The organism is Citrobacter sp. Cb028 (genome assembly GCF_030336705.1).
GTDB lineage: Bacteria > Pseudomonadota > Gammaproteobacteria > Enterobacterales > Enterobacteriaceae > Citrobacter > Citrobacter braakii.
Map to the genome: position 1 here is coordinate 152,437 of NZ_JAOWCZ010000034.1, position 15,949 is coordinate 168,385.

The following is a 15,949-nucleotide window of genomic DNA, read 5'->3' on the forward strand; positions in this document are numbered from 1 at the left end:
GTTCCATGACGATAAAACAATGGCGGGGATTATAACCCTTCACGAGTGGGAATATCTTGTCTCCGGGCTGTCATAATTCGCCGGGCTGCGTTAAACCTGGACTATCTTTTCATAAATCTGTCATAAAACTGACGCATAATGGCACTGTATTGATGGCAAACGATTTAATTACAAACAGGGCAAATCATGGCGAGACGTATTCTGGTCGTAGAAGATGAAGCTCCAATTCGTGAAATGGTCTGCTTCGTGCTCGAGCAAAACGGATTTCAACCCGTTGAAGCCGAAGACTATGACAGTGCTGTGAACCAACTCAATGAACCCTGGCCGGATCTCGTCCTGCTTGACTGGATGCTTCCAGGCGGCTCGGGTCTACAGTTTATTAAACATCTCAAGCGCGAAGCGATGACGCGGGATATCCCGGTGATGATGCTGACGGCGAGGGGGGAAGAGGAAGATCGCGTCCGGGGGCTGGAAACCGGCGCGGATGATTATATTACCAAGCCCTTTTCTCCCAAGGAGCTGGTGGCGCGTATTAAAGCAGTTCTGCGTCGTATTTCACCGATGGCGGTGGAAGAGGTTATAGAGATGCAGGGGCTAAGCCTTGATCCCACCTCGCATCGCGTGATGACCGGCGAGGATCCGCTGGATATGGGGCCGACCGAATTCAAACTGTTGCACTTCTTTATGACTCATCCCGAGCGTGTCTACAGTCGCGAGCAACTCCTCAATCATGTCTGGGGAACCAATGTGTACGTGGAAGACCGGACAGTGGATGTGCACATCCGCCGCTTACGTAAGGCGCTGGAGCACAGCGGACACGATCGTATGGTGCAGACGGTTCGCGGGACGGGATATCGTTTTTCAACCCGCTTCTGACTGACAAGAATCAGGGCCTGAAGGAATAGGCCGTATAGGGAGTAAGACGTTTGCTAGAACGATTGTCATGGAAAAGGTTGGTACTGGAGCTGATCCTGTGCTGCATACCGGCATTTATCCTTAGCGCTTTTTTCGGTTACCTGCCCTGGTTTTTACTGGCGTCGGTAACGGGCCTGCTTATCTGGCATTTCTGGAATTTATTACGTTTGTCCTGGTGGCTATGGGTCGACAGAAGCATGACGCCGCCGCCGGGGCGAGGCAGTTGGGAGCCGTTGTTGTACGGGCTGCATCAAATGCAACTGCGCAACAAAAAGCGCCGTCGTGAACTGGGTAATCTGATTAAACGTTTTCGCAGCGGGGCGGAATCGCTACCCGACGCGGTGGTGCTGACCACTGAAGAAGGCGGTATCTTCTGGTGTAACGGACTGGCCCAGCAGGTTCTGGGACTGCGCTGGCCGGACGATAGCGGGCAAAATATTCTTAACCTGTTGCGCTACCCGGAATTTACACAATATCTGAAAACGCGCGATTTTAGCCGACCGATCAATCTGGTACTCAATACCGGACGGCATCTGGAAATTCGCGTGATGCCCTATACCGATAAGCAACTGCTGATGGTGGCGCGCGACGTTACCCAGATGCATCAACTGGAAGGTTCACGACGTAACTTTTTCGCCAACGCCAGCCATGAACTGCGTACGCCTCTGACGGTGTTACAAGGGTACCTGGAAATGATGCAGGAGCATCCGCTGGAAGGGACGACGCGTGAAAAAGCGCTGCATACCATGCGTGAACAAACGTATCGCATGGAAGGGCTGGTGAAACAGCTGCTGACGCTGTCAAAAATTGAGGCTGCGCCGACGCTACTGCTCAATGAGAAGGTCGATGTGCCCATGATGCTGCGCGTGCTCGAACACGAAGCGCAAACGCTGAGCCAGCAAAAACATACGTTTACCTTTGATGTTGATAACAGCCTGAATGTGCGGGGTAACGAGGAGCAGTTGCGTAGCGCTATCTCGAATCTCGTCTACAACGCGGTGAACCATACGCCAGCGGGAACGCACATTACCGTACGCTGGCAGCATGTGGCGTCGGGGGCGGAGTTTTGCGTGGAAGACAACGGTCCAGGCATTGCCGCCGAGCATCTTCCACGCTTAACCGAACGTTTTTATCGTGTGGATAAGGCGCGATCGCGGCAAACGGGCGGCAGCGGACTTGGTCTGGCCATCGTTAAGCATGCGCTGCATCATCACGACAGTCGCTTGAATATCGAAAGCGAACCAGGCGTTGGGACGCGATTTAGTTTCGTGATCCCGGAACGTTTAATTGCCAAAATTAACGGTTAAGGCGCATTCGTAAGATAATCTTTCCAAAAGCCAGCGCAAGCTGGCTTTTTCTATGCGGTCAATATAACCATCCTGAATTTTACGACGTTTGGTTGTTTTTTGTTCGAACTATTACCCATACCTTTTTCCATGAAATGGTGTTTTGTGCTAACCCCATTTTTCATATCGCTATATTGTTCTGGTTTTTGGATCCCACCTTGCTTTAAAACGTTATAAGCGTTTAAATTGCGCTCCAGGTGCTGTCATACCGACTGCATTTACGCGGTAAATCGAAAAACTATTCTTCGCCGCGCCAGTCTGGGAGTGTTTCCCGCTGGAATTGAGCAAAAATGCCGCTGTATTGTCCCCCAGGGAAAGGCAAAAATTTATTATTTTCAACACCACATCCACAGGCAGTAAGACTTTATGACCCATCAGTTAAAATCGCGCGATATTATCGCTTTGGGATTTATGACATTTGCACTGTTCGTTGGTGCAGGTAACATCATCTTCCCCCCAATGGTTGGTTTGCAGGCAGGTGAACACGTCTGGACTGCGGCTTTTGGCTTTTTGATTACCGCCGTTGGCCTGCCGGTACTTACCGTTGTCGCGCTGGCGAAAGTCGGTGGTGGTGTGGACCGACTGAGCACGCCTATCGGTAAAGTCGCTGGTTTGCTGCTGGCGACCGTGTGCTATCTGGCTGTTGGACCGTTATTTGCTACGCCGCGTACCGCGACGGTCTCTTTCGAAGTCGGGATTGCACCGCTGACCGGTGACTCCGCGCTGCCACTGCTTATCTACAGCGTGGTCTATTTCGCGATTGTGATTCTGGTTTCGCTGTATCCGGGCAAACTGCTGGATACGGTTGGTAATTTCCTGGCTCCGCTGAAAATCCTGGCGCTGGTGGTCCTGTCTGTCGCCGCAATCGTCTGGCCAGCAGGCCCAATCAGCAATGCGATGGAAGCCTATCAAACTGCTGCGTTTTCTAATGGCTTCGTGAACGGGTATCTGACCATGGATACGCTGGGCGCGATGGTATTTGGTATTGTTATCGTCAACGCCGCTCGCTCGCGTGGCGTTACTGAAGCGCGTCTGCTGACCCGTTATACCGTTTGGGCGGGTTTGATGGCGGGTGTGGGCTTAACGCTGCTGTATCTCGCGTTGTTCCGTCTGGGTTCAGATAGTGCAATTCTGGTCGATCAGTCTGCTAACGGCGCGGCAATTCTGCATGCGTATGTTCAGCACACCTTTGGTGGCGCAGGGAGCTTCCTGCTGGCGGCGTTGATTTTCATCGCCTGTCTGGTCACCGCGGTTGGCCTGACCTGCGCGTGCGCAGAGTTCTTTGCCCAGTACGTTCCACTGTCTTATCGTACGCTGGTATTTATCCTCGGCGGCTTCTCGATGGTGGTCTCTAACCTGGGTCTGAGCCATCTGATTCAGATCTCTATTCCGGTGCTGACGGCTATCTATCCGCCATGTATCGCACTGGTTGTATTAAGTTTTACCCGCTCATGGTGGCATAATTCTTCCCGCGTCATTGCACCTGCGATGTTTATCAGCCTGATTTTTGGTATCCTTGATGGCATTAAAGCTTCTGCAATTGGCGACGTGTTACCGGCCTGGACCCAGCGTTTACCGCTGGCGGAGCAGGGGCTGGCGTGGTTGATGCCAACAGTCGTGATGGTGGTCCTGGCAGTTATCTGGGATCGTGCAGCGGGTCGACAAGTGACCTCCAGCGCACACTAATATCACTGACAATAAGTTTTAACCACGGGGCTATTAACATGGCCCCGTGGTTTTTTATTGTGTTAACAGGTTAGGAATCGATGGAAAGTAATAACAAGCTAAAGCGTGGGCTGAGCACCCGGCACATTCGCTTTATGGCATTAGGTTCAGCAATTGGTACCGGGCTGTTCTACGGCTCGGCCGATGCCATCAAAATGGCGGGGCCAAGCGTGTTGCTGGCCTATATTATCGGCGGCGTAGCGGCGTATATCATTATGCGCGCGCTGGGCGAAATGTCCGTTCATAACCCTGCAGCCAGCTCCTTCTCGCGCTATGCGCAGGAAAACCTCGGACCGCTGGCAGGCTACATAACCGGCTGGACCTACTGTTTTGAAATCCTGATTGTCGCTATTGCCGATGTGACTGCCTTTGGTATTTACATGGGCGTCTGGTTCCCGGCCGTACCGCACTGGATTTGGGTACTCAGCGTGGTATTGATTATCTGCGCCATCAACCTGATGAGCGTGAAGGTGTTTGGCGAGCTGGAATTTTGGTTCTCGTTCTTTAAAGTCGCCACCATTATCATCATGATTGTCGCCGGTTTTGGCATCATCATTTGGGGGATTGGTAACGGCGGACAGCCTACCGGTATCCATAATCTGTGGAGCAACGGCGGTTTCTTCAGCAACGGCTGGCTCGGCATGGTGATGTCGCTACAAATGGTGATGTTCGCCTACGGCGGGATTGAGATTATCGGGATTACCGCTGGCGAAGCCAAAGACCCGGAAAAATCTATTCCGCGCGCCATCAATTCCGTACCGATGCGTATCCTCGTGTTTTACGTGGGGACGCTGTTCGTCATCATGTCTATTTACCCGTGGAACCAGGTCGGCACTGACGGTAGCCCGTTCGTTCTGACGTTCCAGCATATGGGGATTACCTTTGCCGCCGGGATCCTCAACTTCGTAGTCCTGACCGCGTCGCTGTCGGCCATCAACTCTGACGTCTTTGGCGTGGGGCGTATGCTGCACGGTATGGCGGAGCAGGGCAGCGCGCCGAAAATGTTCGCCAAGACGTCGCGTCGTGGCGTGCCATGGGTGACGGTGATGGTGATGACCATCGCGCTGCTGTTTGCGGTGTATCTTAACTACATCATGCCGGAAAACGTCTTCCTGGTGATCGCCTCTCTGGCGACCTTCGCAACGGTATGGGTGTGGATTATGATCCTGCTGTCACAAATTGCCTTCCGTCGTCGTCTGCCGCCGGAAGAGGTTAAGGCGCTGAAATTTAAAGTGCCGGGTGGGGTTGTGACGACAGTCATTGGCCTGATTTTCCTGGTCTTTATCATTGCGCTTATCGGCTATCATCCGGATACCCGCATTTCGCTATACGTCGGCTTTGCGTGGATTATCCTGCTGCTTGCCGGCTGGGTTTTCAAGCGCCGTCGCGAGCGCCAACTGGCTGAAGCGCAGTAATATTTTTGCCGGGTAGCTTAATGTTACCCGGCAATTTTCTCCTCCCCCACACTCCTCCCCCAATAAACGTTAAGATGATGAGTGATCCTGCACTTCGCTATGGCAAGGTGACGTCATTATCATCAAAGGGGATACGTGATGTTGAACGCCTGGCACCTTCCGGTTGCCCCATTTGTTAAGCAAAACAAAGATCAACTGACGATTACATTATGGCTGGCGGGGGAAAATCCACCCCAGCGGGTGACGCTACGCGCAGAAAACGATAACGAAGAGATTTCGCTGGGTATGCACAAGCAACGCAGCCAGCCGCAGCCGGGCGTGACAGCGTGGAGAGCGGCGATCGATCTCTCCAGCGGACAGCCTCGTCGACGCTATAGCTTTAAATTACTTTGGCTCGATCGTCAGCTGTGGTTTACCCCGCAGGGATTCAGCCGTTTTCCGCCTGCGCGTCTGGAGCAGTTTGCTGTTGATGTGCCGGATAACGGTCCGCAGTGGGTCGCCGATCAGATTTTTTACCAAATTTTCCCGGACCGTTTTGCCCGTAGCCAGTCGCGTGAAGCGACTCAGGATAACGTCTATTACCACCACGCCGCCGGACACGATATTGTGCGGCGCGAGTGGGATGAACCGCTTACGGCCCAGGCCGGTGGCTCCACGTTTTATGGCGGCGATTTGGACGGCATCAGCGAAAAGCTGCCGTATCTGAAAACGTTAGGCGTCACGGCGCTGTACCTGAATCCGGTATTTACCGCGCCGAGCGTGCATAAATACGATACCGAAGATTACCGTCATGTTGATCCGCAGTTTGGCGGCGACAGGGCGCTGCTGCGCCTGCGTCACACCACCCAACAGCAGGGGATGCGCCTGATTCTCGACGGTGTTTTTAACCATAGCGGCGATTCACACGCCTGGTTTGACCGACATAATCGGGGAACGGATGGCGCGTGCCATAATCCGCAATCCCCCTGGCGCGACTGGTATCATTTCTCAGCCGACGGCGTCGCGCTCGACTGGCTGGGGTATTCCAGCCTGCCCAAGCTGGACTTTTCCTCTGAAAGCCTGGTGAATGAAATTTATCGCGGCGAAGACAGTATCGTTCGCCACTGGCTGAAAGCGCCGTGGAGTATGGACGGCTGGCGTCTTGACGTGGTGCATATGCTGGGAGAGGCCGGTGGTGCGCACAACAACCTGCAGCACGTGGCCGGAATTACGCAGGCGGCGAAAGAGACCCAGTCAGAGGCGTATGTGGTGGGCGAGCATTTTGGCGACGCGCGCCAATGGTTGCAGGCCGACGCGGAAGATGCCGCCATGAACTATCGCGGTTTTACCTTCCCGATATGGGGATTTCTCGCCAATACCGATATCTCATACGATCCGCAATTCATTGACGCCCAGACCTGTATGGCGTGGATGGATAACTATCGTGCGGGTTTGTCGCATCAGCAGCAGTTGCGGATGTTCAACCAGCTCGACAGCCACGATACCGCCCGTTTTAAATCTCTGCTCGGTAAAGACGTCGCACGTTTACCGTTGGCGGTGGTGTGGCTGTTTACCTGGCCTGGCGTGCCCTGTATTTACTACGGTGACGAAGTGGGACTGGATGGGAACAACGATCCATTTTGTCGCAAACCATTCCCGTGGCAGCCTGAAAAACAGGACGCTAACCTGCTGGCGTTGTATCAGCGGCTGGCAACATTACGCCACCAGAGCCAGGCGCTGCGCCATGGTGGTTGTCAGGTGATTTACGCCGAGGATAACGTGGTGGTGTTTGTACGCGTGCTAAACCGCCAGCGTGTATTGGTGGCGATTAACCGTGGCCACGCCTGTGAAGTGGTCCTGCCAGCCTCGCCATTACTGAGCGTCAGTCAATGGCAGCACCAGGAGGGCAAAGGCGTGCTTGCCGAGGATATCCTGACGCTGCCGGCGATTTCCGCCTCGGTGTGGATGGGTCATTGATATAAGCGCGTAACATCCGGGCTTGCCAGCAGCGTTTCCCGCCACCAGCGCTGCGCCAGTCCATCGCGGTTATTGCGCCAGGCCATATAGGCCACGTCTTTTTGGCGAAATGAGATGACCGTTTTTTCCACCAGCTCGCCCGTGGCAAGCCACGGGTTAGCAATATGGCGGGGGAGAAATCCGCAGCCCAAGCCGGCCCGCAGTAGCATCACCTTACTGTGGAAATCATCAACGCGAATCTGCGCCTGCTCCTCCATCAGATTGGTTTGTAACGGATGACAAAAGCGGGCGCTGTCGCTAATGACAATCGCCCGGTGCAGGCACAGCTGTTCGTTAGTCAGGCCATCCGGTGCTGCGGCCAGCGGATGCTCAGGCGCAACGACAAACACATTGTCCAGCGTGCCGAGCATTTTGTAGGACCAGGCCGCTGACGTAGGCGGTTCATTAATCGCCCCCAAAATAATATCTGCTCCATTATGCGTCAGCTCCTCCCAGGAGCCCGCCAGCGTATGGTGGGTGAAGTTAAGGCGGGTTTGCTTATTCAGCGCGTGAAATTCATCGATAATGGGCAACAGCGAGGCGAAAGGGAAGGAGTCGTCCAGCGCAATCGCCAGCTCTTTTTCCCAGCCTGAACTCAGCTGCACCGCCTGCTTTTCGAGATCTTTTGCCGCACTCAGCAGCAAACGTCCCTTTTCCAGCATCATCTGACCGGTGTCGGTAAATTTTGCCCGGTGACCGGAACGGTCAAGCAACTCGATATTCAAATCACTTTCCAGCTTTTGAATCATATAGCTGAGTGCTGCAGGGGTTTTAAACAGCGATTCGGCCGCCGCGGCAAATGAACCCTGTTTATCGAGTGCGTCGAGAATTAGCAAAACATCCAGATTGATGCGCATAAGCAGAAAATATCCTGAAAATTAAACCCCTCTGTTGTACCGAATGGAGAAAAACAATGCCAGTGAATAAATTAGATGAGTCATGCGCATTTTTTTGATGTTGTTTAGGATATATCGCAACACAAAATTAATAGTTTCACTGGATGGTAAGTTTTCTTTAATAACTCGTTAGAAATTTCCCGCTATACTCAATAAGCTTTCTGATTCAGGATCCTGCTGCTGACGGCAGATACAGACCGTTGCCTTTTAACTTATTGATTAAGAAGGTGTGCTATGTCTATTCGGGAACTGATTGACCCTCAAAACTCAACGCTTATTTTTATTGATCATCAGCCGCAAATGTCATTTGGTGTGGCGAATATTGACCGCCAGACTTTGAAAAATAATACCGTGGCATTAGCGAAGGCCGGGAAAATATTCAATGTTCCGGTGATTTATACTTCTGTGGAAACGAAAAGTTTTAGCGGCTATATCTGGCCGGAATTGTTAGCGGTTCATCCTGATGTTAAACCAATTGAACGCACCTCGATGAACTCCTGGGAAGATGCGGCGTTTGTGAAAGCCGTGGCAGCGACCGGGCGTAAAAAATTGATTATCTCCGCGCTGTGGACCGAAGTATGCCTGACTTTCCCGGCGCTGATGGCGCTGGAAGCGGGTTACGAAGTTTATGTGGTAACTGACACTTCCGGCGGCACATCCGTGGATGCCCATGAGCGTTCTATCGACCGCATGGTACAGGCGGGTGCCGTACCTGTGACCTGGCAACAGGTTCTTCTAGAGTACCAGCGCGACTGGTCCCGCAAAGAAACCTACGACGCCGTCATGGATCTGGTACGTGAGCACAGCGGCGCCTACGGTATGGGCGTGGATTACGCCTACACCATGGTGCATGGCGCGCCGGAACGTAAAGCCTAAATACACCTCATCCTTCATGTTGCCTCTTTGTGGGCTTCGTTTGCGAACCCCGGTCACTAACTTTTGTCAGCCTCCGGGGATACACAATCTTGCCGTTTCGATGCGCCATGAATGATTTTGTGTATTGCTTCCGTGGCCTAAGCTGGCCTGTTTCCTCTCCACAAGGAACCCTTTATGGCGCAGAACAAACATGTGACGTTGGTGATTTCCCACACCCTGCTGCCTGAACAAGCGCAGCGGTATGAGCAGTGGCTGGGGAAAATCATGCCGGTGGCGGCCGAGTTTCCCGGTCATCTGGGGGCGAATGTGATTCGTCCTGCAGATGGCAACAACTTGTGGAACATCATTATCCGCTTCGACACGCTGGAGCATCTGTATAACTGGACCCAGTCCGATACGCGCCGCGTGCTGGTCGAAGAGATTGCCCCGCTGCTGGCGGAGGGGGATAAAACCGAAATCCGCACCGAAGCAGCGTTCTGGTTTACGCCGCCCGCGCCCCATGTACGTCAGCCCAGGCGCTGGAAACAGTTTCTGATAACTCTGCTGGTGATTTTTCCCAGCACCAATTTGGTGCCGTGGTTGACCGGCATTGTGCTGCCTGCCATGAAGGGCTCGTTACTCCTGCATCTGATCAATGATGCCTGTGTGGTTGCGCTGGTGGTCTGGTTCTGGATGCCCATCGTAACCCGTCTGTTTGCCGGATGGCTGAAAAAAGCCTGACCGGTTTCTCAGGAGATTGTTATGTCTCAAACTGCCACACTGATTCTGACTCACGGAAAAATTCATACTCTCGAAAGACAAAACCCGCAGGTCGAGGCGGTGGCGATCGCCAATGGTAAGATCCTGGCGACCGGTAGCCACGATCGCATCATGAGTTTTGCCACCGACGGGACGCAGGTTGTCGATCTGCAGGGACATACGGTGATCCCGGGCCTGAACGATTCGCACCTGCACCTCATTCGCGGCGGTCTGAATTACAACCTGGAGTTGCGTTGGGAAGGCGTACCGTCGCTGGCGGACGCGCTGCGCATGCTCAAAGAGCAGGCTGACAGAACGCCATCGCCGCAATGGGTGCGCGTGGTGGGCGGCTGGAGCGAATTCCAGTTTGCCGAACGTCGCATGCCAACCCTCGAAGAACTGAATGAAGCTGCCCCGGATACCCCAGTTTTTGTTCTGCACCTCTACGACAGAGCTTTGCTGAACCGTGCCGCACTGAAAGCAGTCGGCTACACCAAGGCGACGCCGGACCCGGCGGGCGGTGAGATTGTGCGTGATAGCAACGGTAACCCAACCGGGATGCTGATCGCCAAACCCAACGCCATGATCCTTTATTCGACGCTGGCAAAAGGACCAAAACTGCCGCTGGAAATGCAGGTCAACTCGACCCGGCAGTTTATGCGCGAGCTGAATCGTCTAGGGATGACCAGCGCCATCGATGCAGGCGGTGGTTTTCAGAACTACCCGGAAGATTACGAGATAATTGAGCAGTTACACGCCAACAAACAGATGACGGTGCGCATCGCCTACAACTTGTTTACCCAGCGTCCGCAGCAGGAACTGGAAGACTTTGAACGCTGGACCGATATGCTCAAACCAGGGCAGGGGACCGACTTCTACCGTGCCAATGGGGCAGGGGAAATGCTGGTCTTCTCGGCCGCGGATTTTGAAGACTTCCTCCAGCCACGCCCGGATCTGCCGGAAGGTATGGAAGATGAGCTGGAGCGCGTGGTGCGCCACCTCGTGGAGCACCGCTGGCCGTTCCGCCTGCACGCCACCTACGATGAATCCATCAGCCGAATGCTCGACGTATTCGAGAAGGTGAATCGCGATATCCCGTTCAATGGCCTGCACTGGTTCTTCGATCACGCTGAAACGATTACCGAACGGAATATCGAGCGCGTAAAAGCGCTGGGGGGCGGGATCGCTGTTCAGCACCGTATGGCGTTCCAGGGCGAATATTTTGTCGATCGCTACGGCAAAGATGCGGTCAAACATACCCCGCCTGTGGCGAAAATGCTGGCGGCTGACGTTCCGGTAGGGCTGGGGACTGATGCCACCCGCGTGGCCAGCTACAACCCGTGGACAGCGCTCTACTGGCTGGTTTCGGGCCGTACTGTGGGAGGGATGGCGATGTACGATGATAACAATCGCCTGCCGCGCGATGTGGCGCTGGAACTGTGGACGGCCGGTAGCGCCTGGTTCTCCAGCGAACAGGGTAAGAAAGGGCGCATCGAGAAAGACCAACTGGCCGACCTGGTGGTGCTGTCTAAAGATTACTTCAGTGTGCCGGAAGAGGAGATCAAAGGCATAGAGTCGGTGATGACCATTGTCGATGGCAAAGTGGTGTATGCGGCCGGGCATTTCACTCCGCTGGCGCCGCCAGCCATCCCAGTTGTACCTGACTGGTCGCCGGTGGTAAAAGTGCCGGGGCACTATCGCTCAGCGCCGCCTGCTGCGGCGAAAATTGGCGCAATGGTGCAGATGCACCAGTGCTGCGGCAGCTGCGGCGTACATGGTCATCAGCATGATATAGCGCGTAAATCGGCAATTCCGGTGTCAGATGACCGGGCTTTCTGGGGCGCGCTTGGCTGCTCCTGCTTCGCGTTTTAATCCCTCATCACAGCCCCTGGCCAAACGCAGGGGCTGATTGTCTATTCTGAAAAGCGGTTCATCGTGTTAACCGATATGGCGCAACTGCAACAATTTGTGTCATTCTGGTCTGTCTTTATACAGTGAAGGTGGAAACATGGATGAGCTGCTAACCCTTGGCTGCATTGTATTATTCTTCGCGCTGGTAGTGGTTCCTGGCCTCGCGATTGTGGCATTCAGACGCAGTGCGGCTGTACGTTCTGAGCTGATGGTCTTGCGCCGTCGGGTAGAGGAGCTGGAGCTGCGCGGTGTGGCGCAGACCAGCGCCGTTGAGCCAACGGCAGCAAAAGATATTGTTCCTGCCGATGCGCCAACGGCTGCGATGAGCAGCGTATCGCCGGAGCCTGTAACTGAGCCGCCGCCAGAGCCCGTTAACCCGTGGGCTTCACAGCCGAAGCCGGATAATGCGGCGGTATCTACGCCCGACGTCGAGCGGCCTTCTGCTTTTGGCGGGGTAATGTCATCGCTGGTGCGCTGGTTTATGCAGGGTAACCCGTTGGCAAAGCTCGGTATTTTGCTCCTGTTTTTGGGGCTTTCTTTCCTGCTGCGTTATACGGTCGAACATTCTCTGTTTCCGCTGGAGCTGCGTCTGGTGGCGGCCGCGCTGTTCGCTATTGTGCTGTTGGCGTTGGGCTGGCAGCTGCGGCATAAGCAACCGATTTATGCGCTGATATTACAGGGGGGAGCTACCGGAGCACTCTATCTCACCGTCTTTGGCGCGTTCCGGCTGTGGCAAATGCTGCCAATGACACTGGCATTTGCGCTGCTGGTGGTGATTTGTGCGGCGAGTGTGGGGCTGGCTATTCTGCAAAAGGCGCTCAGCCTGGCGATGCTGGCAAGTCTTGGCGGTTATCTCGCGCCGCTGTTGCTTTCCACCGGCGGCGGCAGTCATGTCGCGCTCTTCTCATTCTATCTTCTGCTCTCGGTCGGCATTCTCGCCATCAGCATCTGGCAGCACTGGCGGGAGCTTAATCTGCTCGGCCTGTTGTTCACCTTCGGCGTTGGCGGGGTGTGGGGCCTGGAGGGCTATCGACCAGAGTATTACCTGAGTTGCCAACTGTTCCTGATCGCCAACACGATTATTTTTGGCGTGCTGAGCGTGGCGTTGTCGCTCCGGGCGCAGGAAAAAGGCAAACAGATTATTGACGGCGTACTGCTGTTTGCCCCACCGCTGATCGGTTTTGGAATGCAGTATGCCATTACCCGGCATATGGCTTATGGTCCGGCGCTTAGTGCGCTGGGCTACGGTGGTTTCTATCTGGTGTTAGCAAAGTTTGCGTTGCGGCGTTCCTCTTCTCTGGGGAGACCTCTGGTATTGTCCGCCCTGGCGCTCGGTGGTGCGTTTACCACTCTTGCTATCCCGTTGGCGCTTTCAGCCCGTTGGACGGCGATGGCCTGGTCGCTGGAGGGGCTTGGGATCCTCTGGCTGGGCGTGCAACAACAGCAACGACGCATGAGTTATAGCGGTACGGCGCTGCTCGTGCTGGCCGTGGGCAGCGCGCTATGGGCGCTGGCGAACGGAACAACCGCGCTCTCAGTCATGCTGATTTTTGCCGTGCTCAGCCTCAGTTGGCTGGTTGCTGCATGGCTATGGCGCAACATTTGGATGCCGGGCAGTTGGGCGCTACTCGCTGGTGGTTTGGTTTTCTGGATTGTTGCGCTCGTTGCGGCATCGCAACTCGTTCTGAAACAGGAGCGGTGGGTACTGTCTGGCGTGCTGGCATTAATGGCGGTATCGAGCTGGGGCTGGCGAAGTATCGCGGGTCGCCTGGCGTGGCGGGAGCTGGATGCCAGTAAATGGCTGCTGTGGCCGATGATGCTGGTGATGCTGATGTATCAGATCGCTGTACAGCAGATTTTTGCGGCGGGCTGGCCGAATCTGGCCTGGTGCGCGGCGCTAATTGTTGCGGTAGCGCTGCTCTGGCGTGACGCACAAATATTACCGCCAATGCTTTCCAGACTGGCGCATTTATCGTTCTTCTGGATGATTTTACTGGCGCTCGCGGTTGAGCTGTTCTGGTTCGCGCAGGGGCTGCCGTGGGGAAGGGCCGCGTGGGGTAGCGGCCTGATGATGGCGGCTGGCGGGCTGCTTATTTTCCTGATTTATCAGTCTGTTCATCGACAAATCTGGCCGTTTCGCATCTGGCCGGCCCTCTATTCTGTTCAGGCGATGGTTCCCGTTGTGCTGGTGCTGGTCGGTCTGCTCGTGCTGACCAATTTACAAGATGGCGTGGTTTATCGTCAGACTTATCTGCCGTTGCTCAACCCGCTGGAAGAGGGCGCAGCTTTTGCCCTGCTGGGCTTGGTGGTGTTTTATCGCGCGTCTGAACGCTATTTCCCGGCGCAGCTTTCGGTATGTCGCCCATGGCCGGTTGTGGCGCTGATGGCGCTCAGCTTTTGGTGGCTCAATGGTGTGCTGCTGCGCGCATTGTCCTGGTATGGCGAGGTTGCGTGGCGTGTAGACACACTATGGGATTCACGGCTGATTCAAACCTGTTTTGCTCTGTTCTGGATGCTGGCGGCATTGGTGGTGATGCTGCGGGCGACCCGGCGCCGCTCGCGTCGGGAATGGCTGTGTGGCGCGGTATTGCTGGGGATAGTCATTGTGAAACTGATGCTGGTGGACAGCGCAGGAGGCGGCGGTCTGGCGCGCGCGGTTGCGTTTATCGGTGTGGCTATTCTGGTGTTGATTATCGGGTATTTTTCACCATTACCGCCCAAAGCTGGAGAAGAAAAATGAAATGGATGAAAGCGGTGTTATGCAGCGTACTGCTGGGCGTGACAGGCGCGGCGGTAAGCAGCGATGAAGTGAAAGAGTCTCCGGCGGACTACGTAACGGGGGTGACGCTGGAAACTACGGGCACATCGCCGTGGTATCGCCTTTCGCTACCTCCGGCGGTGTATCCGGGTACCGCCTGGGCGGATTTGCGCGATGTCCGGGTCTTTAACCATCTGGGGGAGACGGTGCCGTTTACTCTGGTGGCGCAGAAAACCCAGCCCGTTACGCCAGAGGCAGTGGCGCTGCGTTTTTTCCCGCTTGATATGTCACCGGTTGTGCCGCGTGAGGAGGGGCAACGAGGCGGAGACGCTATTGTTTTACGCTCGAAGAGCGGCATTGAAATTCATTTGCAAAGTGATGATGTCAAAGCGCTCGGCCAGAGCTATTTACTGACGCTCCCGGAAGAGACGAAAGATGCCTTTTCACTGGCGCAGTTACGCCTGAACTGGGACTCGCAGGCGGGCAACTGGCAGGGGAAAGCCTCGGTTTATGCAAGCAGTGATTTGCGCTACTGGCGACCCGTGCAGGAAGATGCGCCGTTAATGGATCTGACGCGTGATAACGATCGCCTGAAAATGGACACCATCAGCGCCAGCCTCACGCTCTCTGTGGAGGCGACTCGCTACCTGCTGGTGATCCTCGACTCGCAAAGTCCGGCGCTGACGTTAAACAGCGTGAGCGCGATAGCGGCCAGCAGCGAGCCGGAATCCGAGCGTATCGTGATTGAAGCCCAGGGGAATAAGGTTTCGGATGACGAAGCCGTCTGGCGATGGGCGCAGCCCCAGCCGCTGACCTCGCTTCGCATCGATCTGGAAAGTGAAGGTGTTTTACCGGTGGAACTGGCCTGGCGCAGCGCTGAAAAAGAGCCCTGGCAGCCGCTGACAAAAACCATGCTTTACAATCTGGACTGGAGGAGTGCGGAAGATATTCATCTTTCCGGTCAGTTGGTTGAGGCCGTCCGGATGACGACCATTAACGCCCGGTTGCCAGAGAGGCTGCCTGAGTTGAGCGGCATGCGCGACAGTTATCAACTGGTGTTTAATACGCAGGGCAAAGGGCCTTATATGCTGGCGTGGGGAAACCGGGCGGCGAAAAAGGCTGATGTTGGTCTCGATATGCTGATCCCGGCGTCGCTGCGTAAATCGCAGGAGATAGATTATCTACCGTGGGCGACTCTTCAGGAGAGCGTGGCGCTTGGTGGTGAAGCGCGATTGACGGCAACGTCAGTAGCTGAGCAACAAAGCCAGTGGAAAACGCTGTTGGTGTGGGGGGCGTTAATTCTTGGGGTCGCCGTACTGGCGCTTATGGCGTGGCGAATCTGGCGTGAAGTGAAAAAGGATAATCCGACATAGA

At 55.0% G+C, this 15,949-nt stretch carries 11 protein-coding genes; 10 read left to right on the forward strand and 1 reads right to left on the reverse strand.

The features are described 5' to 3' along the window. Positions 1–186 precede the first annotated feature (186 nt). The 5 genes from phoB to malZ all read left to right on the forward strand — a co-directional run bounded on the left by phoB (position 187) and on the right by malZ (position 7,357). Complete coding sequence (phoB, locus tag OGV75_RS10270) at positions 187–876, forward strand: phosphate response regulator transcription factor PhoB (RefSeq protein ID WP_003021496.1); 690 nt, start codon at positions 187–189, stop codon at positions 874–876. A gap of 50 nt (positions 877–926) precedes the next feature. Further along, positions 927–2,222 (forward strand): phosphate regulon sensor histidine kinase PhoR, encoded by a 1,296-nt coding sequence (phoR, locus tag OGV75_RS10275; RefSeq protein WP_016155846.1) that lies wholly within the window; start codon positions 927–929, stop codon positions 2,220–2,222. A 405-nt stretch (positions 2,223–2,627) separates the two neighbouring features. After that, positions 2,628–3,947: a branched-chain amino acid transporter carrier protein BrnQ gene (brnQ, locus tag OGV75_RS10280; RefSeq protein ID WP_016152017.1), complete on the forward strand. Its 1,320-nt coding sequence runs from the start codon at positions 2,628–2,630 to the stop codon at positions 3,945–3,947. 80 nt (positions 3,948–4,027) lie between these two features. Further along, a complete protein-coding gene (gene proY, locus OGV75_RS10285; RefSeq protein ID WP_016152018.1) occupies positions 4,028–5,401 on the forward strand; it encodes a proline-specific permease ProY in 1,374 nt (457 codons plus the stop codon). A 138-nt stretch (positions 5,402–5,539) separates the two neighbouring features. Then, complete coding sequence (gene malZ, locus OGV75_RS10290) at positions 5,540–7,357, forward strand: maltodextrin glucosidase (RefSeq protein ID WP_080860280.1); 1,818 nt, start codon at positions 5,540–5,542, stop codon at positions 7,355–7,357. Here the strand turns inward: malZ and OGV75_RS10295 are convergent. Then, complete coding sequence (locus OGV75_RS10295) at positions 7,351–8,253, reverse strand: LysR family transcriptional regulator (RefSeq protein WP_016152020.1); 903 nt, start codon at positions 8,251–8,253, stop codon at positions 7,351–7,353. The two genes, malZ and OGV75_RS10295, sit on opposite strands and share 7 nt — an antisense overlap. Before the next feature lie 273 nt (positions 8,254–8,526). Between OGV75_RS10295 and OGV75_RS10300 the strand changes: the two genes are divergently transcribed. The 5 genes from OGV75_RS10300 to OGV75_RS10320 all read left to right on the forward strand — a co-directional run bounded on the left by OGV75_RS10300 (position 8,527) and on the right by OGV75_RS10320 (position 15,948). Continuing rightward, positions 8,527–9,168: a hydrolase gene (locus OGV75_RS10300; RefSeq protein WP_047416914.1), complete on the forward strand. Its 642-nt coding sequence runs from the start codon at positions 8,527–8,529 to the stop codon at positions 9,166–9,168. Between the two features lie 174 nt (positions 9,169–9,342). Continuing rightward, positions 9,343–9,888 (forward strand): antibiotic biosynthesis monooxygenase, encoded by a 546-nt coding sequence (locus tag OGV75_RS10305; protein WP_016152022.1) that lies wholly within the window; start codon positions 9,343–9,345, stop codon positions 9,886–9,888. 21 nt (positions 9,889–9,909) lie between these two features. Then, positions 9,910–11,778 (forward strand): amidohydrolase, encoded by a 1,869-nt coding sequence (locus OGV75_RS10310; protein WP_200010455.1) that lies wholly within the window; start codon positions 9,910–9,912, stop codon positions 11,776–11,778. 136 nt (positions 11,779–11,914) lie between these two features. Next, positions 11,915–14,557 (forward strand): DUF2339 domain-containing protein, encoded by a 2,643-nt coding sequence (locus OGV75_RS10315; RefSeq protein ID WP_286480633.1) that lies wholly within the window; start codon positions 11,915–11,917, stop codon positions 14,555–14,557. Beyond that, positions 14,554–15,948 (forward strand): DUF3999 domain-containing protein, encoded by a 1,395-nt coding sequence (locus OGV75_RS10320; protein ID WP_080858946.1) that lies wholly within the window; start codon positions 14,554–14,556, stop codon positions 15,946–15,948. The genes OGV75_RS10315 and OGV75_RS10320 overlap by 4 nt, the downstream gene beginning before the upstream one ends. Position 15,949 lies beyond the last annotated feature (1 nt).